General features: G+C 52.5%; 24 protein-coding genes, 1 tRNA gene and 1 pseudogene. 22 read left to right on the top strand and 4 right to left on the bottom strand.

What is annotated here, in order from left to right; translation table 11 throughout:
- Positions 1 to 374: 374 nt before the first annotated feature.
- Both recQ and PGY33_RS12850 read left to right on the top strand, forming a co-directional pair.
- On the top strand, positions 375 to 2,219 hold the full coding sequence (gene recQ, locus PGY33_RS12855) for a DNA helicase RecQ (RefSeq protein ID WP_118753747.1): 1,845 nt from the start codon (positions 375 to 377) through the stop codon (positions 2,217 to 2,219).
- A 703-nt stretch (positions 2,220 to 2,922) separates the two neighbouring features.
- Positions 2,923 to 3,666 (top strand): YebC/PmpR family DNA-binding transcriptional regulator, encoded by a 744-nt coding sequence (locus PGY33_RS12850; protein WP_110435528.1) that lies wholly within the window; start codon positions 2,923 to 2,925, stop codon positions 3,664 to 3,666.
- Between the two features lie 57 nt (positions 3,667 to 3,723).
- On the opposite strand, the gene PGY33_RS12845 is transcribed toward PGY33_RS12850, so the two are convergent.
- On the bottom strand, positions 3,724 to 4,581 hold the full coding sequence (locus PGY33_RS12845; protein ID WP_118481158.1) for an NAD(P)/FAD-dependent oxidoreductase: 858 nt from the start codon (positions 4,579 to 4,581) through the stop codon (positions 3,724 to 3,726).
- A gap of 98 nt (positions 4,582 to 4,679) precedes the next feature.
- Entirely contained in the window at positions 4,680 to 5,525 is an 846-nt protein-coding gene (locus tag PGY33_RS12840) for an aminotransferase class IV (RefSeq protein ID WP_118361674.1), read from the bottom strand.
- Between the two features lie 203 nt (positions 5,526 to 5,728).
- Here PGY33_RS12840 and PGY33_RS12835 point away from each other — a divergent pair, with 203 nt between their 5' ends.
- The 4 genes from PGY33_RS12835 to PGY33_RS12820 all read left to right on the top strand — a co-directional run bounded on the left by PGY33_RS12835 (position 5,729) and on the right by PGY33_RS12820 (position 7,538).
- Entirely contained in the window at positions 5,729 to 6,169 is a 441-nt protein-coding gene (locus tag PGY33_RS12835) for a zinc ribbon domain-containing protein (protein WP_118753745.1), read from the top strand.
- A gap of 81 nt (positions 6,170 to 6,250) precedes the next feature.
- A complete protein-coding gene (locus PGY33_RS12830; protein WP_270478927.1) occupies positions 6,251 to 6,742 on the top strand; it encodes a hypothetical protein in 492 nt (163 codons plus the stop codon).
- A 55-nt stretch (positions 6,743 to 6,797) separates the two neighbouring features.
- On the top strand, positions 6,798 to 7,364 hold the full coding sequence (locus PGY33_RS12825) for an epoxyqueuosine reductase QueH (protein ID WP_270478925.1): 567 nt from the start codon (positions 6,798 to 6,800) through the stop codon (positions 7,362 to 7,364).
- A 97-nt stretch (positions 7,365 to 7,461) separates the two neighbouring features.
- Positions 7,462 to 7,538, top strand: a tRNA-Arg gene (locus tag PGY33_RS12820).
- A 59-nt stretch (positions 7,539 to 7,597) separates the two neighbouring features.
- Here the strand turns inward: PGY33_RS12820 and PGY33_RS12815 are convergent.
- Complete coding sequence (locus PGY33_RS12815; RefSeq protein ID WP_147358605.1) at positions 7,598 to 7,993, bottom strand: hypothetical protein; 396 nt, start codon at positions 7,991 to 7,993, stop codon at positions 7,598 to 7,600.
- A gap of 195 nt (positions 7,994 to 8,188) precedes the next feature.
- Between PGY33_RS12815 and PGY33_RS12810 the strand changes: the two genes are divergently transcribed.
- The 8 genes from PGY33_RS12810 (at position 8,189) to PGY33_RS12775 (ending at position 14,712) form a co-directional block, all read left to right on the top strand.
- Positions 8,189 to 8,398: a DNA-binding protein gene (locus PGY33_RS12810; RefSeq protein ID WP_199679740.1), complete on the top strand. Its 210-nt coding sequence runs from the start codon at positions 8,189 to 8,191 to the stop codon at positions 8,396 to 8,398.
- 48 nt (positions 8,399 to 8,446) lie between these two features.
- Positions 8,447 to 8,995 (top strand): RNA polymerase sigma factor, encoded by a 549-nt coding sequence (locus PGY33_RS12805; protein WP_243038525.1) that lies wholly within the window; start codon positions 8,447 to 8,449, stop codon positions 8,993 to 8,995.
- The gene (locus PGY33_RS12800) at positions 8,982 to 9,344 is read left to right on the top strand and encodes a DUF4179 domain-containing protein (protein WP_118753741.1); all 363 of its coding nucleotides are present in this window, start codon (positions 8,982 to 8,984) and stop codon (positions 9,342 to 9,344) included. Before PGY33_RS12805 ends, PGY33_RS12800 begins: the two co-directional genes overlap by 14 nt.
- Positions 9,331 to 9,957 carry a histidine kinase gene (locus PGY33_RS12795; RefSeq protein WP_199679738.1) on the top strand — a complete coding sequence of 209 codons (627 nt, stop codon included), beginning with the start codon at positions 9,331 to 9,333 and terminating at the stop codon, positions 9,955 to 9,957. Before PGY33_RS12800 ends, PGY33_RS12795 begins: the two co-directional genes overlap by 14 nt.
- On the top strand, positions 9,954 to 10,583 hold the full coding sequence (locus PGY33_RS12790; RefSeq protein ID WP_199679736.1) for a PrsW family glutamic-type intramembrane protease: 630 nt from the start codon (positions 9,954 to 9,956) through the stop codon (positions 10,581 to 10,583). The genes PGY33_RS12795 and PGY33_RS12790 overlap by 4 nt, the downstream gene beginning before the upstream one ends.
- 160 nt (positions 10,584 to 10,743) lie before the next feature.
- Complete coding sequence (locus tag PGY33_RS12785) at positions 10,744 to 11,097, top strand: glycosyltransferase (RefSeq protein WP_117752277.1); 354 nt, start codon at positions 10,744 to 10,746, stop codon at positions 11,095 to 11,097.
- A complete protein-coding gene (locus PGY33_RS12780; protein ID WP_199679730.1) occupies positions 11,094 to 14,054 on the top strand; it encodes an S-layer homology domain-containing protein in 2,961 nt (986 codons plus the stop codon). The genes PGY33_RS12785 and PGY33_RS12780 overlap by 4 nt, the downstream gene beginning before the upstream one ends.
- Before the next feature lie 211 nt (positions 14,055 to 14,265).
- Complete coding sequence (locus PGY33_RS12775; RefSeq protein ID WP_118753739.1) at positions 14,266 to 14,712, top strand: DUF4368 domain-containing protein; 447 nt, start codon at positions 14,266 to 14,268, stop codon at positions 14,710 to 14,712.
- Positions 14,713 to 15,095: 383 nt separating this feature from the next.
- On the opposite strand, the gene PGY33_RS12770 is transcribed toward PGY33_RS12775, so the two are convergent.
- Positions 15,096 to 15,401: a type II toxin-antitoxin system RelB/DinJ family antitoxin gene (locus PGY33_RS12770; protein ID WP_118753738.1), complete on the bottom strand. Its 306-nt coding sequence runs from the start codon at positions 15,399 to 15,401 to the stop codon at positions 15,096 to 15,098.
- Between the two features lie 142 nt (positions 15,402 to 15,543).
- Between PGY33_RS12770 and PGY33_RS12765 the strand changes: the two genes are divergently transcribed.
- The 8 genes and pseudogenes from PGY33_RS12765 (at position 15,544) to PGY33_RS12745 (ending at position 21,103) form a co-directional block, all read left to right on the top strand.
- The gene (locus PGY33_RS12765) at positions 15,544 to 17,079 is read left to right on the top strand and encodes a glycohydrolase toxin TNT-related protein (RefSeq protein ID WP_243038524.1); all 1,536 of its coding nucleotides are present in this window, start codon (positions 15,544 to 15,546) and stop codon (positions 17,077 to 17,079) included.
- Between the two features lie 17 nt (positions 17,080 to 17,096).
- Positions 17,097 to 17,579: a hypothetical protein gene (locus PGY33_RS12760; protein WP_118753737.1), complete on the top strand. Its 483-nt coding sequence runs from the start codon at positions 17,097 to 17,099 to the stop codon at positions 17,577 to 17,579.
- Positions 17,580 to 17,648: 69 nt separating this feature from the next.
- Positions 17,649 to 18,248, top strand: a complete 600-nt coding sequence (locus tag PGY33_RS12755) for a Fic family protein (protein WP_330424806.1) — start codon at positions 17,649 to 17,651, stop codon at positions 18,246 to 18,248.
- Positions 18,215 to 18,394, top strand: coding sequence for a hypothetical protein (locus tag PGY33_RS14405; RefSeq protein WP_330424805.1), 180 nt, complete (start codon positions 18,215 to 18,217; stop codon positions 18,392 to 18,394). The genes PGY33_RS12755 and PGY33_RS14405 overlap by 34 nt, the downstream gene beginning before the upstream one ends.
- 586 nt (positions 18,395 to 18,980) lie before the next feature.
- Positions 18,981 to 19,265, top strand: a complete 285-nt coding sequence (locus PGY33_RS14585) for a helix-turn-helix domain-containing protein (protein ID WP_118753736.1) — start codon at positions 18,981 to 18,983, stop codon at positions 19,263 to 19,265.
- Positions 19,256 to 19,624 carry a hypothetical protein gene (locus tag PGY33_RS12750; protein ID WP_270478919.1) on the top strand — a complete coding sequence of 123 codons (369 nt, stop codon included), beginning with the start codon at positions 19,256 to 19,258 and terminating at the stop codon, positions 19,622 to 19,624. Before PGY33_RS14585 ends, PGY33_RS12750 begins: the two co-directional genes overlap by 10 nt.
- A complete protein-coding gene (locus PGY33_RS14580) occupies positions 19,621 to 19,728 on the top strand; it encodes an IS3 family transposase (RefSeq protein WP_118753734.1) in 108 nt (35 codons plus the stop codon). Before PGY33_RS12750 ends, PGY33_RS14580 begins: the two co-directional genes overlap by 4 nt.
- 159 nt (positions 19,729 to 19,887) lie before the next feature.
- Positions 19,888 to 21,103 (top strand): annotated as a pseudogene (locus tag PGY33_RS12745) (IS256 family transposase).
- Positions 21,104 to 21,737: the final 634 nt, after the last annotated feature.

Below are 21,737 nucleotides of genomic sequence, written 5' to 3'. Positions count from 1 at the left end.
GAACCTCAATCGGTTCTAAACCAAACCTTTCGGTTTTGCGCTCGCCTCTAAGAGACAGCTTTAATAGAATACCAAATCCGACAGCGAATGTCAAGCACTTTTTTCAAACTATTGAGATTTTTCTAAAAACGTGATAAGATAATTGCACGATACTATAATAAAGCCGAACACCCGATCGAACAGTTCACCGGCGTGTACGTTGTCAGGCAGCGGCCTGACGATGCGGCGCGGTACGACGACAATTTACCGCCAACGCAGAACTGCCTGACCATGATTTCCGCCGCTGCACAAGGCTGGTCGTATTTCGACCTGCTGCGCAAAATACCGGAACGCCGCCGGCAATTATATCTACTATTATATGTAAGGAGCAGACCATGACCGCACAGGACATTCTCAAACAATATTTCGGCTACGATTCGTTCCGCCCGGGACAGGATGAGCTGGTTCGCGCCATCCTTTCCGGCCGGGATACGCTCGGCATTATGCCGACCGGTGCGGGCAAGTCCATCTGCTATCAGGTGCCCGCCATGCTGTTTCCCGGCCTGACGCTGGTCATTTCTCCGCTCATTTCGCTGATGAAAGATCAGGTCGGTGCGCTTGTGGAAGCAGGCGTTCCTGCCGCGTGCATCAATAGTGCGATGAGTGCGGAGGAATTCCGCGATGCACTGTACTTCGCCGGACGAGGACAGTACAAGCTGCTGTATGTTGCGCCGGAACGCCTGACCGCCCCCTCGTTTCTCGAATTTGCCAAGCGCGTACCGATTTCGATGATCACAGTCGATGAAGCGCACTGTATCTCTCAATGGGGACAGGATTTTCGTCCAAGCTACCTCAAAATTCTCGACTTTCTTGCCGAACTGCCCGAGCGACCGCTCGTTTCTGCGTTTACGGCAACCGCAACGGCTGAGGTGCGTGACGACATTGTACAGGCACTCGGTCTGCACGAACCCTTCATCAAAACCACCGGTTTTGACCGTCCGAATCTGTATTTTGCTGTCGAACAACCGACTTCCAAGGGCATGAAGCTGCTGCAGCTGCTGAATGAGCGCAAGGATAAAAGTGGCATCGTCTACTGCTCCACCCGCAAAAACGTGGAGGAGATCTGCGATCTGCTGCTCAGCCGTGGTCTGCCCGCCACCCGCTATCACGCGGGCCTCGATCCTGACGAGCGCCGCGAGAATCAAGACGATTTTCTGTACGACCGCAAGACCATTATGGTCGCTACCAACGCATTCGGCATGGGTATTGACAAGTCCAACGTGTCGTTTGTCATTCATTATAACATGCCGAAAAATATGGAAAGCTACTATCAGGAAGCCGGCCGTGCCGGTCGAGACGGTCAGCCTGCCGACTGTATTCTATTATATAGCGGACAAGATGTGCGTATGGCCGAGTTTCTGATTGAGCGCAGCCACGAAGCCGAGGACGAAACCATTGACGAGGCCACCCGTCAGCAGCTCATCGCGCGCGACCGCGAGCGCCTGCGGCAAATGACATTCTACTGCACCACGACCGAGTGCCTGCGGCATTACATTCTGCGCTATTTCGGTGAAAATTCGCCGATATCGTGCGGACACTGCAGCAGCTGCGACACCAATTTCGAGGAAGTGGACGCAACCATGGACGCGCGCAAAATCCTCTCGTGTGTGTACCGACTGGATGAACGCGGCCGTGCGTTCGGCAAAACCGTTGTTTCGGCCATTCTGACCGGCAGTAAGAACGAAAAAATCACGCAGTTCCATCTGGATACACTTTCCACCTATAATATCATGCCGGACAGCACCGCCGTGTATGTCCGTCGGCTGATCGACATGCTGCTCGAGCGCGGACACCTCATCGCCGACCCGGACCGCATGAACGTGCTCGCGCTCACCCGCACCGGTAACGCGCTCATGCGCGGACGCGGTGAATTCCGCGTCAAGCTGCCCAAGGAGAAAAAGCCGGCAGCAGCCAAACAGTATGCGGCTCTTGCAGAAGATGTGGATGAAAAGCTGTTCGATGCGCTCCGCGATGTACGAACCCGCCTTGCCACACGCGCAGGCGTGCCGCCGTACGTTATCTTTTCCAACGCAACACTCGCTGATATGGCCGCAAAACAGCCATCGAGCGAGTTCGATCTGCTGTCCGTCCGCGGCGTAGGCGACGCAAAAGCAAGGCGGTACGGCAAGGAGTTTCTGGCAGCGATTCAGAAATACCGGGATGAAAACCTCGGGAAATAAAGCAAATTGAGAATTAAAAGCGGTATTGCCTTAAATCCGCAGGTGCCGTCCGCAGCCACCAGACGAACGAGTTGCGCAACACTGTTATCCCCAGGGGGACCTTCTCTTGCCCTTCGGGCAATTCACCTTGTGTTGCGCCTGCGTAGAGCAGCCGGTATGTGCAGCAGCAAGGAATCTGACACTGCGAACAGGTTGAGAAAGATACGGAAGTAAAAATCCTCTGCCGTTCCCCTATTTCGGAGCGGTCGCCGCTCTCTGATCTGCGCCAGACTAAGAAATAAAGGAAACAGGATTCACAAGGGTGGGAACCTTGGTGTCCACCCTTGTGCCCGCCGCCGCAGGTGCGGCGGACCTCCCAGCCGTCCGGACTGCACCCATTCCGAAATCTTCAGCGAATAGATAAAAATAAGTAAAGCCGACAGGCACACCCATCGGCTCAGGAAAAATATCAGCCGTTCTGCTGATCGTTTTTCTGATTCTGCTGGCTCTGATTCTGCTGCTGATTCTGCTGACCCTGCTGGTTCCGGTTCTTGTTCTGCTTGCTCATTTGGCTCACCTCGTTTCGTTTGCAATGCTATTCTGCACCGCAAACGCGAAAAATATACTCGCAGGACTTGCAGAATAGCGAAAAACCTGTTAAAATTGTTCTGCGTGTTATACAGTTAATATTTTAGATGATATAAAAGAAAGAAGGACACTCACCATGTCGGGACATTCCAAGTGGAATAACATCGCAAAGCGCAAGGGCGCAAACGATGCAAAAAAAGCAAAGATTTTCACCAAAATCGGCCGTGAAATGGCAATCGCAATCAAGGAAGGCGGCTCCGCTAATCCGGATTTCAATGCTCGCCTGCGCGACTGCATTGCAAAGGCAAAGGCCAACAACATGCCGAACGACAACATCAAGCGCACGCTCGATAAGTACTCCGGTGCAAACGGTCAGGTCGATTACGAGGCAAACAACTATGAAGGCTACGGCGTAGGCGGCGTTGCAGTCGTTGTTGAGACCCTGACGGACAACAAGAACCGCACTGTTGCGGACGTTCGTCACCTGTTCGACAAGTACGGCGCAGGTCTGGGCGCTTCCGGCTGCGTATCCTGGCAGTTCGATAAGAAGGGCGTTATCATTATGGAGAGCGAAGGTCTGGACGAGGACGCTGTTATGATGCAGGCGCTCGACGCAGGCGCTGAGGATTTCCTCGTTGAGGAAGGCGTTTTCGAAATCTACACCGCTCCGGATGATTTCTCCACCGTTCGTGAGGCACTTGAGAAGGAAGGCTACACCTTCGCACAGGCCGAGCTGCAGATGGTTCCGCAGAACTACATCACCCTCGAAAAGGAAGAGGATATGGCGCAGATGCGTAAGCTGCTCGACAACCTCGAGGATAACGATGACGTTCAGGCAGTTTGGCACAACTGGGAGAACGAGGATGATTACGAGGGTTAATACCCCGGTCAAAACCGCATAAAAAAGCACCGCATACCGAGGTATGCGGTGCTTTCTTCACTTTCTCACGAACTTTACCGCGCTCATTGCAGCCTCAGCGCCGTCTGCGACGGCCTTTGCCACCTGCAGCAGACCGCCGGTGCAGTCACCCGCCGCAAACAGGCCGGGTACAGCCGTCGAGCCGTCGGCGTCCGCCTTGATGCGCGTGCCGTCCAGCTGCGCGCCCAGCTTGCGGGCAAAATCGCCGCTGCCTGCGGTGCCGTAGGCGACGAACACACCGGAAACGTGCAGCGGTTCTCCCTCGGCAAACGCCACGCGCGACACCAGTTCATCGCCCTCGACCGCGCTTACCTTTCGCGTTTCCACGCACAGACCGTCCGGCAAATCCGCCGGAGCCTCGCTGCCGTTCGTCAGCAGCGTAACGGACTGCGCCACCGGCAGCAGCACCCGCGCTTCCTCGAGCGCATACTCACCCTGACCGAGCACGGCAACGTCCTTGCCGCGATAGAAAAACGCATCGCAGATGGCGCAGTAGCTGACGCCGCGGCCCTCAAATGCAGCTACACCCTCGATTTTCGGCACCGCACGCGGCGAACCGGTTGCCAGAATGACCGCATCCGCGTCAAACACGCCGTCCGCAGTCTTAACCGTGAAGCCTTGCGCCGCATACTCAATACCGGTTACCTCGGTCTGCCGCAAAACTGCACCCAGACGTTCGGCCTGCTTCTGTCCGCGCTCGAGCAGCTCTGCCCCGGAAACCGGCTCAATAAAGCCGAAATAATTCTCGATCTTGTCCGTTTTGGCCAGCGCACCGCCGTCCTTATACAGAACGGTTGCCTGCATGCCGGCGCGTACCGCGTAAATCGCAGCACTCAGTCCCGCCGGTCCGCCGCCAATGATAACAATGTTGGGCATTCTTTTGTCCTTTCCAAATTGAAAATTGAGAATGGAAATTGACGGATACACGCAATGCGCGATACCTTAATTCTCAATTATTCCTTTTCAATTCTCCATTATTTTGCGGTTTTCTCGTCAAACCACTGCTGATACGCCTTCTGCAGCTTATCGAGCAGTGCAGGATCCTTGCCGCCGAGCGGCTTGCCGTCCAACTCGCATGCGCCGACGCAGTGCGTGCCGGTGGACAGGATCATCACCTCATCCGCGTTTTTCAGCTCATCCACAGTGAACGGCGCGATGCGGGTCGGCACGCCGAGCTTGTCGCACAGCGTAAGAAAATGCTTGCGCGTAATACTCGGCAGAATAAGATTATCCGCCGGAGGCGTACAGAACACGCCATCCTTGAGAATCGCCAGACCGGAATGTGCGCCCTCAGTCACGCGGTCGCCGCGGTGGAAAACGACCTCGTCACAGCCCGCCTCAACAGCCTGCTGCATCGCCATGCAGTTCGGAATAAGGTTGAGCGTTTTGATGTTGCAATGCAGAAAACGCGTGTCCTCGACCGAAATCAGCTTGTACGGATGATCCTGACGGTCCAGTCCGCACGGCTCGGAAAATGCCATCAGGCTGGCCTTGCCGCCCTTGGGGAACGCGTGCATGCGGTGTGCCACTGCACGCGTGGACTGCCAGTACAGCATATGCGGCGCATCCGAATCCAACTGAGACACCAGCTCGTTCAGCGTTTTTGTCAGCTCGTCACGCTGCATCGGCGGCTCAATGCGGAGCAGCTTCAGACTGTTGTAAAAGCGGTCCAGATGATCCTCAAGCTCGAAGATTTTCTTGTTGTTGACCATCGCCGCATCATAAACGCCGTCGCCGAAGTAAAAACCGCGATCGGTGATAGGCGCCTGCACCTCGTCAATGCGGCCGATTTTTCCGTTATAGTATGCAATATCCTTCATGGGAATATGCCTCCTTTGATCAAAATTCCGAGTCAATCTAATCTCAGTATAACGGTTTTCGACAGGGTTTGCAAGTAGGCCGGAAACGCGGTATAATAATTAAGCCGGCAGGTTGCTGACAGGCGCTATCCGATACCGCAACCGCATGTTGCTTGTCCGTAAAAAGATCCTATGATACACTTACCTCACGGAGGTGTTTGATTATGAATACAAAGGATATTTTATATCATCTCAGAACCGAAAAAGGTCTCTCACAGGACGAACTGGCTGCAAAAATTTTTGTCACCCGACAGGCGGTATCCCGCTGGGAAACGGGCGAAACCACGCCGAATGTCGAAACGCTCAAGCTGCTTTCCGCGTTCTTTAACGTGTCGATCAATACGCTTCTCGGCTCTCCGCGGCAGCTGATCTGCCAATGCTGCGGCATGCCGCTTGAAGATTCCATCACCAGTAAAGGGCCGGACGGCTCCTTTAACGAGGACTACTGCATGTGGTGCTATGCCGACGGAACCTTCAAATACACCACGAAAGAGCAGCTGATTGACGTTTGCGTAACGCATATGGCAACCGAAAGCTGGCCTGCAGAGCAGGTTCGCGCCCATATGGAAGCCATTGTGCCGACCCTCAAGCACTGGAAGAAATAAAGGAGAGCGCTATGCCGTTTGACTTCAAAAAAGGGAATGATTCACTTTGACGACTCTGCCGATTTATACAGGAGTAAGAAAATGAAGCAGTTATTTCTGGATGTGACAAGCTCGAATTATGATGGTGCAAATAGCGCAATCTGCGTTATCCGAAAAGATGCAGAAATTACCCAAGCAGGAACAACGATTTATTCCATGCCGCCAGAACTCAAGGACGAAGAATATCAAAAGTTTATAGATTGCTATGATATTCATTTCATATTTGATAATATGGCTCTGAATGTTGATTTTTACGCTGTACCTCGTGTAGATATTATGGCGGTAGACAGTCGGGGTGGTTATATAGGCACCGTGGGCGGTCTGACAGACATAGAGAGTGAATTTCCTATCTGCTATATCGATAAAAGCAGAAAAATATTTCGGATTGCCGATAACTTCAAAAATTTTGTAAACAATTGCGTAGATTGGAAAAAACAACTGCAGCCATGTGACGATGTGAAATTGTTTTCTTCTAAGAACGAAGCCGCAAAAGAATATGAATTCATAGATATTGATCCATTACTACGCAAATAAGTTCCCTCTTATCCTCACCGTTAATCCAACTATTATTTCAGAAAGGTTTGATTTTTTGTCCGGAACACTTCTTCATATCTGCTGTGCGCCCTGCTCCATTGCGTGCATCGACACGCTGCGGCAGGAGGGCATCGAGCCGGTAGGTTTTTGGTACAATCCCAACATTCACCCGATAAAAGAGTACAAAATGCGCAAGAACACACTCGTTGAGTATGCAAAAAGCATTGATCTCAAGCTGGAGATCGAGAACGAGTACGGTCTGCGAAAGTTCATCGAAGCTGTCTATCCCAACTGGGATAACCGCTGTGCGACCTGCTATGCGCTCCGCTTTGAGGAAACCGCGCGCTACGCCGCCGAGCACGGCTACGACCGGTTTACCTCTACCCTGTTTGTCAGCCCGTACCAGAATCACGAGCTGATGCGTCAGATCTGCGAACAAATGGCCGAAAAATACGGTGTCGAGTATCTGCACCGCGACTTTTCGCCGCGCTTCCGCGAGGGACAGGATAAGGCGCGTGAGCTTGGCCTGTACATGCAGAATTACTGCGGCTGTGTTTTCTCCGAGGAGGACCGCTATCGCAAGCGCAAAAAGAAGAAAAAGCCGGACGACGCGCAGGCGTAAGACGGAAATCGGGGTGTTTCGGCACAATCCGACCGAAATACCCCGCAATAACCGCTTTACAAACGCGCGAAAGACTGGTATACTATATCATGTACTCGCGCCCGTAGCTCAGCTGGATAGAGCGTTGGACTCCGACTCCAAAGGCCATGCGTTCGAATCGCACCGGGCGTACCACTGATAACCGTCTGTTCCGCTGGAACGGGCGGTTTTTCTTTACTTTTTCAAGGGTTGCTTTAACGGCGTAAAATCGAGGCTACTGTGCAGGCTACTATATGGTAGACAGAACAGTAAAAAAGAGCGGCAATGCCTCGCCTCTTGTCATGGGGTTCGCCTCCTTCAAAATCGTTTATATCTTCATTATATCTGACGTTTCGGCAAAAGCTCAGGGGAAAACGCAGATCGCGGCAAAAAGTTTGTCCCAGGGGGCATTCCAGCTCCATATCCTTCTGCCGTGCCGGCGCCTGCCGGGGCGGGGACAGGAACTCCTCCACGTTCCGGCGCACGGCGGCGTAGTCCTGCTCCTCTCGCCGCGCCTTCTGACGCTCGGCGGTCAGCGCCGCCCTCCGTTCTTCATAAGGGTCTGGGATGGTCTCGCCTGTCGGCTCGGTCGGCGCTTCAAAGCGCTTCACGCTTTGAGGTCTCCACCGGAGACCCGCGCCCCAGCAAGCAATTTTGACTGTTCGGGCAGGGGCCTGAACAGCGCAAAATCCGAAAGCGGGTACTCGCTTGCTGTGCTTGCTGCCCACTTCGCCGGACGCCTTGTGTTTCTTCGGATATTCGTATACAATGTATCATGTTAAGTATTATCCATGCGGAGGTGCGGTATGAACGGGATCAAGGGCTATATCTCCATTCGGGAGGCCTCCTATCGTTGGGGCGTGTCGGAGTGGCGGGTCAACCAGTATTGCGCCGAAGGGCGGATCCCTAGCGCGTCCCGGTTCGGGCGTTCATGGGCGATCCCGGAAAACGTGAAAAAGCCGTCCGACCCGCGCTTTCAGAAGCAGCGCCGCGATTCCGGCAGGACAAGCACCTGACGGATCCATCTCTACATTGGAAGCATCCGCAAAAAGGAAGTGAACGCTATGACCTGCGACGAGAGCTTATACCGCCAATATCTGAGCGGCGACGACGAAGGGCTCAATGCCCTGATGAAAAAATACGGCGACCCGCTGACCCTGTATATCGACGGCTATCTGCACGACGTTCACGAGGCGGAGGAGCTGATGCTGGATGTTTTCGCCTATCTGTTCACCAAAAAGCCCCGCATCCGGGACGGCGGCTTCAAGGCGTATCTCTATAAGGCGGCGCGGCACATGGCGCTGCGCCATAAGAGCAAACGAAAGCCACTGTTCAGCCTTGATACGCTAACCGGCGAGCCGGACGGGCGGCTGCTGGCGGAGGAGGTCATCCGGACGGAGGAGCGAAACCGCATTCTGCATTTCTGCATGGACGAAATGAACCCGGACTATCGGGAGGTTTTATATCTGACCTATTTTGAAGGCATGAGCTACGCGCAGGCGGCGGAGGTCACGGGGAAAACGGTAAAGCAGATCACCAACATGGTATATCGCGGAAAAGAAAGTCTGCGAAGGCTCTTAGAACGGGAGGGAATCACAGATGCGGAGTCATGAGGAGCGCGTCGCGGAGACGAAGCGGCGCATCGCTGCAATGGAAAGGAAAAAACGGCTGCGGCGCAATACGATCACCATGGCTTCCGCGGTGGCGGCGTGCCTTGTGCTGCTCATCGGCGCGTCCCTCGCCATGCCCGGCATTGCCGCGAAAATCCAGACAGGCGACTATGCGGGCTTTGAAACGGCAGCCAGTATGTACGGCGGCAGCGCGGCCTTGGGATACATCGTCATCGGACTTTTGGCGTTTTTACTCGGCGTGTGCGTGACCGTTTTGTGCTTCCGGCTGCGGCAGATGAGCCGCGAGGACGGGCAGGACAGGGAAAGCGAGGATGCGCATGGAGCTGATTGAGAACCTGCTGCAACTGCTGACCACGTTCGTCGGCGCGCTGCTCTCGGGTATCTCCTACCGAAAAAGTGGGCGACAGGTGTATTTCCTGCTGCTGTGCTTCTACGGCTGCTTTGCCCTCGGTGCACTCTACTGGACGCTGTATCTGCTGCTGTTCGATACCACGCCGCGGGTCTTTTATGTCTCGGAGTTCGGCTGGGTGGCGAGCGTAATTTTCCTGCGGATATTGCAGGCCACGCTCACCAGTCAGGACGAGCGCAGCTTCCGCTGCCGCAGGGCGTGGCTTGCGCCTGCGTTCGGCGTGCCGCTGCTGGCGTTCTACTGCACTTTCGGGGACATTCTCTCCAACCTGATCTGGTGCGGCATGATGATCGTTCTCTCTTACTGCGCCATTCGGGGGCTGGTATACGCCAATGGGCAGACGGGCGCGGCGCGGAATATGCGGTACTTCCACATCGGCGTGCTGTGCTTTGCCAGTTCGGAATATCTGCTCTGGACGGCGGGCTGCTTTTGGCCGGATACCTCACCGGCTAGCCCAACCTTCTGGTGTGATATGCTGCTGACGCTTGCGATTCTGGGGCTGCTGCCCGCCGCGAGAAAGGCGGTGGAAGCGTGACCTACATCGAAAACATCTTTCTCTGCATGGTATCTCCCCTACTGGTGGCTGCTTTGTGCATGGGCAGGCGGCAGCTCCGCTTTTTCCTGTTCTGCATTGCCGGGATGGGGGTGTGTCTGCTCTCGGCTTACATCAACACCTTCCTCGCTGCGGTGTGTCAGGCGGATGCCCTTGCCGCCACGGCGGAGATCGCGCCGGTGGTAGAGGAAACGATGAAGCTGCTGCCGCTGGTGTTCTATCTTCTGGTGTTCGAGCCGGAGGGCGATAAAATCAAGGCCGCCGCAATAACAGTCACTCTCGCCTTTGCCACCTTTGAAAACGTCTGCTATCTCATTCAGAACGGCGCCGACCGCTTCTCCTTTATCTTCTTCCGTGGCTTCGGCACGGGAGCCATGCACGTCCTCTGCGGCCTGATCGTGGGCGGCGGACTTGCGTATGCGTGGCGGCGGACGTGGCTGAAGATCGCAGGCACCTGCGGGCTGCTGGGCGCGGCCATCACCCTCCACGCCATATACAATCTGCTGATCGCCTACGGCGGCGCGGCGCAGTACATCGCCTACGCCCTGCCGGTGCTGCTGGTGGCGGCGGGAAGATGGTCTGTTTTCCGCTTATCGCGGAGGAAATAACCGAATATCCACTCCTTGAGAGCTGCCTTTTGGCGGCTCTCAAATTTTTTTGAAAAATTTTGCGTTTTGGGTGAGAGTTTTTTCGATTTTTTGTACCTATATAAGTGAAGGGGTTTTTTAAGCCGCATTTCAAAAAATCCAGAGAGGAGGTTCAAGCGGAATGTACGATACCGTAAGGCGGGTCGCACTCGTCAAGCAGCGGGTGCGGGAAAACACCCGCCGGAGGCAGCGGCGCGAGGCAATAAGCCTCTCCGCAGTGTGTATGCTGCTGTGCGCGGCGCTGATGCAGACGGCGGGCACGGTCGTCGGGCCGGGACAGACCGCCGCATGGGGTGCGTTCGGCGCGATGCTGCTGCGGGAGGACGCAGGCGGCTATGTGCTGGTAGGCGTTGTCTGCTTTGCAGCGGCGGTGGTCATCACTGTGCTATGCTTCCGGCTCAGAAACAGAGAAAATCAGAAAAAAGACGGGGCGGACAAGCCCACTCGACACGAACAGGAGGAGAAAAGCCAATGAAAAAACGAATACTCAGTATCTTGCTCTGCCTTTGCATGGCGGCGTGTATGCTCCCCACCGTGGCGTTTGCGGCGGATAAAGGAAAGGCGATACAGCTTGGCACAAACGCACTGAATAAAAATGTAAACACAGCGACCGCACCGACCGTGTATTTCGGGCAAGACCATGGAGATAATCCCGGTGCATGGCGTGTAATCGGCTATGACGGGAACGGTGTTGCCGGCGCACAGGGGGATATGACCCTGCTTGCGGCAAGCAATATGGGAGTTGTGAAATTTGCCAATGACGCAGCAAACAACAAATATGCACCGAGTAATTTGAAAACCGCAATAGACAAGCTTGCAGGAAAGCTGACGGCAGAAGAAAATGCTGCCGTAAAGAAACGGACGCTTACAAGCGGAAAATACAACGAAGAAAATACCGACTGTGTAGCAGGAGCGCAGGTGGATAACGCTGTATTCTGGCCGCTTTCCTCAAAAGAGGCTATTGCGGTAAATAATGATCTGCGAATTGCGGATAAAGAAAATCCCAAATGGGCGTCAAGCTATTGGTGGTTGCGCTCCCCGGGCAGCTCCGCTTACGTTGTCGCTGTCGTGAAAGGTAATGGTTCTGTCTCCTGCACCGGGCACTCTCTCGTCACTGAGATTGGTGTGCGTCCCGCTTTTAACTTAAATCTGAACTCTGTCCTCTTCACATCCGCCGCCGTGGACGGAAAGCCTGACGGAGGATTGACCGAAGTTTCCAAATACAGCGGAAACGAGTGGAAATTGACGCTTTTAGATAATAGCCGCAATTTTGCCGTAACGGAAACAACCGCCAGCGGCGACCCCGGTGATACCCTTACACTGCATTACAACGGGGCGACCACAGGGGCAAATGAATATATCTCTGTCATCCTTGCGGATAACAGCGGCGCACAGTATTATGGCAGAGTGGCGCAGCCCACCGAAGCAACAGGAACGGTTGAAATCAAAATCCCGTCCGACATTGCACCGGGCAGCTATACCCTGAAAATTTTCAGCGAACAGTACAACGGCGATTATAAAACCGATTACGCAAGTAATTTCACAGACATTGCGTTGACGGTGGAAAAGCAGGCGGACGAGCAGTTCACCCTCACCCCCGGCGGCAGATACTATTTTGACCTTTCGGCAATGGGTATTCCCGGCACGGTGAACGATGCTCTGCCGGATAATACCCTGCACTATGTTCCCTTGACCTACGCAGGGACGGTGGACGCCTACAAGCTCATGTCGGAGATGGCAACCACCGAGGAATATGCACAGCAGAACAAATATCCCCACAGCCTGTTTATTGCGGACTACAATGTAACACATAAAATAAACTGGGATGACCTGAATACCGCAAATCTGATTTTCGGCAAGGACTATGCCGCCAGTGGCGTGGACTATACGCTGCGTGCGCCGTCTGTGGGAAGTCGTTATACAGGCTCGGGTGAGTCCCAACGCGGCACGCCCCAAAGCAACGAATGGGACAGGGTACTGGATAAGGACGACGGATATATCAAAAACCGGAATAAGGTGTATTCGTGGGGGCAGGATACTCCGAACTTTGGGAGTGGGTTCCGTGCGGTTCGTGGGTACTACTCGGCCCGCCACTGGTATTACTACTCGTCCTCGTATCAGAACGTCGACCTCGGTTTCCGCCCCGTCCTTGAAGTCCCGAACCCCGGCTCACTGGGCCCTGGCGGGCTGAAGGCCGTTACCCTTGATCTTGGCGGCGGCAAATTGGGCGGCAGCACGGATACTATTCAAATCATTGTGAAAAACGGCAGCAAGTTTACCGCGCCTGCGTCCGACGGCATGACCCGCCCGGACGGAAATACCGGCAGCTACTTTAAGTGGCTTGGCAGCGACGGAAACCTGTACGCCCCCGGTGAAATCGTTCCGGAGGTCGTAACCACGCTGACGGCGCAGTGGACAGTCCACCAGTACACGATTACCTATGATCTAGCCGGCGGCACTGTGGAGGGCAATCCCAACACCTACACCATCGAAACGAAGGCTTTCACCCTCAAGAAGCCTACCAAATCCGGCTATACCTTCACCGGCTGGAGCGGCACGGGGCTTGACGGCGAGAACAACATGACCGTCACCATCCCAACGGGCAGCACTGGCAACCGAATCTATACGGCACACTGGCGTTATAATGGCAGCGGCCATTCTTACAGCTACTACACCATCAAGGCAACTGCCGGGGCTGGCGGCTCCATTTCTCCCTCCGGCAATGTCAGCGTCCGTGAGGGCAGAGATCGGACCTTCACCATCACCCCGGATAAGGGTTATGCCATCTCCAACGTCAAGATCGACGGCAAGAGCATCGGCGCGGTGAAGTCCTACACCTTTGAGAATGTCAGCAGAACCCATACCATCGAGGTCATCTTTATGAAAGCCAACGGCAACCCCCAGACCGGCGTGTTTGTGGATGTAGCCACCGGCAGCTATTATGAGGATGCTGTGGATTGGGCAGTGGAGAACGGCATTACCAAGGGAACCGATGATACCCATTTCTCCCCGGACGGCATCTGCACCCGTGCGCAGGCCGTGACCTTCCTGTGGCGCACCGCTGGAAGCCCCGCCTCTAAAACCAGCACCATGCCCTTCACCGACGTCCCCGTGGGCAGTTACTACTACGATGCTGTGCTGTGGGCGGTAGAAAACGGCATCACCAAGGGCACCAGCGACACCACGTTCAGCCCCAACATGACCTGCACCCGCGCCCAGATCGTCGCGTTCCTGTGGCGTTCCGAGAAGTCCCCGGCAGCGGGTACAGCCAATCCCTTTGCCGATGTGAAGTCCACCGCCTACTATGCTGATGCGGTACTGTGGGCGGTCAAGGAGAACATCACCAAGGGAACCACCAGCACGACATTCAGCCCCAATGCGGATTGCACCAGAGCGCAGATCGTGACCTTCCTCTGGCGCTGCAAGAAGTGACCGGCTGACATACGGCTAAACATGGCATGACCCCATAAGCGAACATCGGACAGCGCAGCGGACGGGCATCTCGCCCTGAAGCTGCGCTGTTCTCTTTTCGCTATTCCCGGCAGAACGCCTTCCGGCACATCTGCGCCTCAGCCATCAGCGACTCCCGCGGGAGATCGTTTCCTTCGCCTCACGCAGTAAGGACGAGTTTGTGAGGCTGGTCATGGCCAGTGACCTACGGCAGCGCGACCGGGATCTTGCAAAGCGGAAACGGCAGCTTGCCGATTCCGAAAAGCGAATCACGGAGCTGGATACTATCTTCAGGCGGCTCTATGAGGACAGCATTTCGGGCAAGCTCTCCGATGAACGCTTTCAGAAGCTCTCTGCGGACTATGAGAAGGAAGAACGGAATCTCAAGGTGCTGACGAGTTCCCTTCGGAAAGAAGTGGAGCTGGAGGAAAGCAAATCGGCGGATGTTGATCGTTTTCTCTCCGTTGTGGAGAGGTGCACGGATATCCCGGAGCTCACGCCCTGCATCCTCCATGAGTTCGTGGAGAAAATCATCGTCCACGCGGCCAGCGACCCGAAGGGCAAGAACCGGACGCAGGAGATCGACATTTACTACAAGGTATCGGAGCCTTGGAAATGTCAAAAGTCATGGCATCAATGAAAAAAAGAGAAAACGGTACAGCCGAAGCTATACCGTTCTCTCTTTCCTCACGATGTTTTCTTATCGGGAGCTGCCTTGCCGCTCTTTTCGTTTTACTCTATGCTTTCGCTCTGCTCCGACAGATGCAAATCCAAATCTCGACCGCGTGTGCAAACACTGCGAATGTATACATAGCTGTGGATTTCATCAACCGAATACAAAATCACGTCATTTCGCGTAACATACTGTCGAATTCCCGCAGAACTCCACGGCTCTACATCATACAGCGGATACTTAGCCGGAAATGCACTCAACGTTCTGCCAAAACGGTATTCCGATGCTGCTGCATAATGTACATCAGCTTTTCCGTAATGTCCCGCTCGGCCGTTGAGGTGTAAAATATCTTATATCTTTGCGGCACGACTCTGAAGCAGCTCCTTTACTTTAGTGTCCATATCGCACTGCGCAGAGATGCGTCCGACAGCAATATCCTCACTGCTGCGCGACAGCTTTTCGCTGATTTCCGTTTCGCTCATGTCATCCCACGCACGAAGCGACGGACGAAATGGCATACCGCCTTCCTGCAGGCTCTGCTGCGCAAACATCCGTACAGCCTCAGCGAACGAGGTGCCCATACTGCGGTAAAGTGCTTCTACCTGCTCCTTTACTGCACTGTCAATGCGGATCTGAAGTGTTGCATCCATAGCCATAAAATCATCTCCTTGTAGTGCGATTGTATTACAGTTTTCTTTGTATGTCAAACGGTGGTGGTCAAAAGATGACCTTGCAAAGTTCCGGATCTCGTCCTATTCTATCAATCACCAGAATAGAAGGGATTGAAAGGAGGACTTCATGCAGGCAATTAAAACAGTCGCGTTACGGAAAGCAGAGAGCACCAGCAGACGAATTCGGGAACAGGCAGCATGGTTTTATCTCCGACATATGCACATCGACGAGGACACTTCCCCCTCTACAGCATTTCATGCGCTCCTGACACGGAAAGAACGTGAATCTCTGCCCGCACCGCAAGGCGAAAAGGAAAAAGCAGTACGGAGCCAGCTTTGTACTCGTTCAGCCTTGTTCGAAGTACAGCTTTATGATACGATAAATGCATACACAAAGCTGTTCATCATGAGCACAGAAGATATTCCCACCGGTCTGCGGTACAAGCTGAATTCTGATCTGACTTCATTCAATGAGCAGACCACGCAGGCGCTGATGAATCAATCCACAATCTGCATACGTCAGAACAGCACTGCCGACCAAATGGCAAAAGAACTGCTTCTTGTATGGGATAAAGCCTCCAAGCGATTAGCCGATGATATTGACGGCGCCTATATACAAGCCAGCTGGTATTATCTCCTGCATCAGTTTGACAAAGCCGGCTATCACAAATTTCAGTATATTGTCGAACATCAGCAGGGACTTTGTAATACCTGTCTTTCATTCAGCAACAAAACTTTTACGCTGAATGAATTGATTCAGCAGGACTTGCTTCCACCACTGCACCCGCACTGCCGCTGTGCCGTAATTCCGGTTTACGAATCTTCATCGGCATTGGAACAGCCCACTGTTGCCGCATCACCCAACGCCGACAATCATTCGAATTGGTATGATGCACTGCTGCGCATTCCCTCTGATGCCAAAGCACTGCTGAACGGTTTTGCTGCCGCCCAGCAGGAACGTATTGGTCGTGGAACACTCAGCGGCTTTCTTGACTGGCTCACTATGGGTACAGTCAGCGGTCTTTATGAGGGATTAAAAACGCGCACAGATGCGATGACAAAAGATCCCTCGCTCTATAATATTGTAAACTGGCTGACTCTGGGCACCGCTGATATGGTAAAAGGCGCATTTTCACCGAATGAACCGCTGTCACTGGAACATTGGCTGAATTCCCTCGGTGTTGCCTCAATCGCGGTTGGCACATATGAATTAGCGCAAAAATATGCTCCGGCGATGATTGATGATGTGGCGGCATTTGAAAATACAGCGGCTCAAAACGCTGTGGAAATCAACCTGCCAGAAGATGCTCTGATTGTCCGTGATACCAAATACCTTGATGAAAGCGGTCATGTTGACTATCCTAAATACGCACCGGATAATGGATTTGTGGCAGGAACAAAGCATATAGAAACACTTGATGTCGGTGCTTTAATCGACCGCTATGGCGGACCAGGTGGTGATTTTACCGCACCCAAAGGTACACCATATAAAATGCGGTCATTGCCCTATTATAAAAATCAGAATGTCTATCATGTTTATCGAGTGATCAAACCCATTGAAAATGTAGAAGCAGGAAGAATCGCTCCGGCGTTTGGCGAACGAGGCGGCGGCATACAGTACCGCCTGCCAACTAACATTAAAGAACTACTCGAAAACGGTTAGCTAGAGGAGGCTATTAAATGACTGCAATGAACCAAAACCAGCTCCGTGCGATCTTCCACTATTTGAAAGTCCCTGCCAGTGCCTATGACTTGGGTAATAATATGCGACTGGGTGCCTGTGAAACAATAGAGCACACCTCGCAAGGCTGGGAAGTATATGCGACTGAACGCGGCAGCAAGTGTGCTGTTAAGGTATTCTCCAATGAAACCGATGCCTGCTATAATCTGCTCTATCGCATGACACATTATTGCGATATTGATAAAACCCTGCCGAATTTAACTATCCGTAAGCTGCATTCCATTCTGGTCTATCTGAAAGTACCCGAAGATCTGTATAACTTCAGCGCCGGATATTTCGGTACGAACTGCTATTCCATGGAATGGACAGCGCAGGGCTGGGAGGTATTCTTCGCCGTGAACGGCGAAAAGTGTGATGTTGCCGTCTTTGACAGCGAAACCGATGCCTGCCTCAACCTGCTGTATAAGGTGATGCATCGCTAAGCACCTTGCACAGCAGCAACAGATTGGGTATAATAAAAGCAGATATCCGGCACAGCAGGAGAGATAACTATGGCAGAAAGTTTTACCGCGCAGCTTATTCGGCGTTTTCAGATCGAGCAGAAGAAGAACGACCATAGCGGCGTGTATGCACTCTCTCAAAAGCTGCTGGCGTATCATTCCAACCGCATTGAAGGTGGCATGCTGACAGAAAAGCAGACGGCTTCGCTCTTTGATACCGGCACTTTGACTTCAGAAGATGCACTGATCCGTGCAAAAGACGTGGAGGAAATGACCGGCCATTTTCTGATGTTCAATGAAATGCTCAAAACCTATCAAGAGCCGCTTTCACATGAACTGATTAAGCGGTATCATTACAAGCTGAAAAGCGGCGTGTTTGAGGACATTGCAAACGGTTATCCGATCGGAGAATACAAGAATCGCCAAAATATCGTATCGGATATTACAACTGCGCTGCCGGAGGATGTCCACGCACGCATGACGACACTTCTGGACGAATACAATGCAGCAGACAAACATGATCTGCACGGATTGGCAAAGTTCCATGCAGATTATGAGGCTATCCACCCGTTCCAGGATGGAAACGGACGAACTGGGCGGCTGATTCTGTTTAAGGAATGTCTAAAAACGATATTATCCCCTTTGTGGTAAATGACAGCCGCAAGGCCGAGTATTATCATGCGCTGAATACTGCGCAGACAAAGCAGGATTACAGCCTGCTGGAGCGCTTCTTCCGTGAGGAACAGGCAGAATACCGTCAACAGGTCGAAGGTTTCCTGCCACCGGTCAAAGAATAGCCAACGCCACTGCGGCTACTACGAGGCTGCTGCCACCGAATATCGGCAGTCCCAACAGGGACAGAAAACATACAAAAACCACACGAAATGTTGGTGAACTGCGCCTTTTTAGTAGTCGCTGCGATGCAAACACCTCACATAGCACCGCTCCGACTCCAAAGGCCATGCGTTCGAATCGCACCGGGCGTACCAAAATGTGTTGATGAAAGATGCAACGCCGAAAACGCCGCACGAAAGTGTGGTGTTTTCACATATAATGCGCTACTTTTAGAACGAAAAGGCTGCAAAAACTCGATTTTTCAAAATTCCAGTTTTGCCCCGCGAGAGGCGACATTTTTAAGATGTGCCCTGCCCAATTTATGGTCTGGTGTGGTTCGAACACCAAGGCTTAAAAAAGAATAAAGAATAAGAATACAGGCTGATATGCTCCCCATAGAGTAGACACTCGAAATAACAAAAACTCGAGACTACACTAAGGGGAGCATTATTATGTCAAAACGGACACCAGAAGAGATCATCCATTCAACGGAGAAGGAAGCCACGCAGCGATCTGTAAAAAGTACGGACTACGACATGCGAAGAACGGATTGAAATTATCAGCTACTGCATCGAGCATGGAAATGACTACGCTGCTGCTGTTGAGCGATTCGGCGTCAGCTACCAGCAAATCTATTTCTGGGTGAGAAAGTACAATGAGAAGGGCATAGAAGGTCTGGTAGACAAGCGTGGTAAGCGTAAGGCCGAATCTGAGATGACAGAAGCGGAGAAGCTGCGCGCCGAGAACCGGATACTGGAAGCCCGAAACAGAAGATTGAAAACGGAGAATGCAGTGCTAAAAAAACTCGAGGAACTCGAAATGAGGTGGCGCTGAGCGGAGTAAGACAGGAATATCTCTACATTTGTATTCGGAAAATGCACGAAGAGGGGTATGCAATAACCGAGACTTGTGACATTCTGAACCTGAATCGATTCTATCGTTTGGTACATATTGTCGGCCTGCTTGCTGTCATCTGCAGAAAACGTCCGGCATATCAGCGGTCTGAGCCGGAAGTAACGGCTGAGAATATTCTGAACAGAAAATTCACAGCCGACACCGTAAACAAGAAATGGTGTATCGATGTTACAGAAATGAAATATGGCTCTGAAGGCGGGAAAGCCTATCTGAGTGCCATTCTGGACTTGAAGGGTAGAGATATCGTTTCCTTTTTGAAACCTATGAAGAGCTTGTGAATGCGGTAGGACAATTCATTCATTACTACAACTACCAACGGCGTCAGCATCGTCTAAATTGCCTTGCACCAATGAATTACCGCAGCTTGCTGGATGCTGCATAAATGAAAACCAGGATCTCTGAAATGAGGTCCTGGAGAAAACTTTTTGTTTTTACATCTGTCTAATTGACAGGGAGCGGTTCACTCCGCGACTCCATCCCAAACTTTGTGTAGACCTCCAACAAGGTGTAGAATAGAGGCAGGATGACGGAGGTAATCACAATGGCAAGAAGGAAAAGAACCCCAGAAGAAAACACACGTCGCGAAAAAATTCGTGAGCTGCTGCAGCTGGCGAATGTAGGCAGCATGGATGACATTCAGGAACTGTTCAAAGACACTATCGCGGAGTTCATGGAAAACGGTCTGGAAGCCGAGCTGGACGATCAGCTGGGCTACAGCCGGTATGACTACAAGAACAAGGACACGGATAACAGCCGGAACGGGCACAGCAGTAAAACCCTGCGCACCAGTTTTGGCAATGTAGAGGTATCTGTGCCGCGGTATCGCAAGAGCGAATTTGACCCCAAGATGCTGCGGAAAAATCAGACCAGCATCAGCTAGGACATCGAGGAGAAGATTCTGTCCATGTACGCCAAAGGCATGACCACCGGTGACATTGAAGCGCATATTCAGGATATCTACGGCGTAGATGTCTCTGATACCACGGTATCCCGTAGCGAAAGAGTGGCAGCCGATGCCGCTGGAGTCCATTTATGCGGTTGTTTTTCTGGATGCGATTCACTACCATGTCCGCAGCGAAGGACAGATCGTAAAGAAGGCCGTCTATATCGCCATCGGTATTGATCTTGATGGTCGGAAGGATGTTCTGGGAATGTGGGTTGGCGAGAACGAAAGTGCGAAATTCTGGGCTACCGTACTGAACAGCCTGAAAAATCGGGGCATCGAGGATGTTTTCATTGCCTGTACGGATCATTTGACCGGTTTTTCTGCGGCGATTGAGGCAGTTTTCCCTAAAACTGAGATTCAAAACTGCATTATTCACCAGATTCGAAATTCCAGCAAATATGTCTCCTACAAGGATTTGAAAGCACTTATGGCTGACTTGAAAGCAGTCTACGCAGCGGTAGATGAACCGGCTGCTTTGGACGCGTTAGACACGTTCGCAGAACACTGGGACAAGAAGTATCCTAAGATTTCTCAGTCGTGGAGAGATAACTGGGCAAATTTCAGCACTTATTTTAAGTTTCCTCAAGAACTTCGGCGGCTGATCTATACGACCAACACCATCGAAGGCTTCAACCGTCAGCTCAGGAAGGTAACCAAGTCAAAATCCGTGTTTCCGACCGATGACAGCCTTTTCAAAATGCTGTATCTGGCGATGATCGACATCACGAAAAAGTGGACCGGCCGCAGACAGGACTGGAGCATGATTCATGTCCAGCTGGCAATCTACTTCGAGGATCGGATGCCTGATTAACAACCCGGCTCGAAGGTCAAGGGGCGCTGCGCCGCCGGCGAGGCTCCGATGGACGAGGGTGCCCCTTGACTTCCGCCTTGGTTGGCGTTATGTTGTAGACAAGGCGGGCGCAGCCAACGCCGCTCCCGCCTTGAAATATAAGTTCTATTTTACACCGCATTTTGGCGGTTACACAGAATTCGGGATAGGACCTACCGGTACGGACGCTGCCACGCACACCCAACTTCACTTCAAACTCACAAGAAAAATAATTAAAACAAAAAAGCAGCAACTTTCGTTGCTGCTTTAGATGTAGGCGTTTGAATGGGAACAGGTGTACCCTCGTCACCATTAACACCTACTATTTCGTTGCACATTCCTGTGCAGCTTTGTTATTATACCATACCATCAGCCTGCTGTCAACATCTTTCTTGAAGAAATTTGGTGACCCGTGGGAGAATCGAACTCCCGTTTGCGGCGTGTGAGTCAGTTGCTCTACCAACTGAGCTAATGGTGCATACTTTCTTGTGTACAAGAAAGTATGCAAAGAAAACTTTACCTGCACACTTCGTGTGCTTTACTTTCTCATTCACAATCTGAAAGTGTAATTTATTTCTTTACACCCTCAAAACTGAACAATCCTACTCGCAAGCTA

The organism is Butyricicoccus sp. AF18-9LB (assembly GCF_027684505.1).
Lineage (GTDB): Bacteria > Bacillota > Clostridia > Oscillospirales > Butyricicoccaceae > Agathobaculum > Agathobaculum butyriciproducens.
Note: the sequence above shows the minus strand (reverse complement) of the source record. Positions and strands in the feature narration are given on the sequence as shown.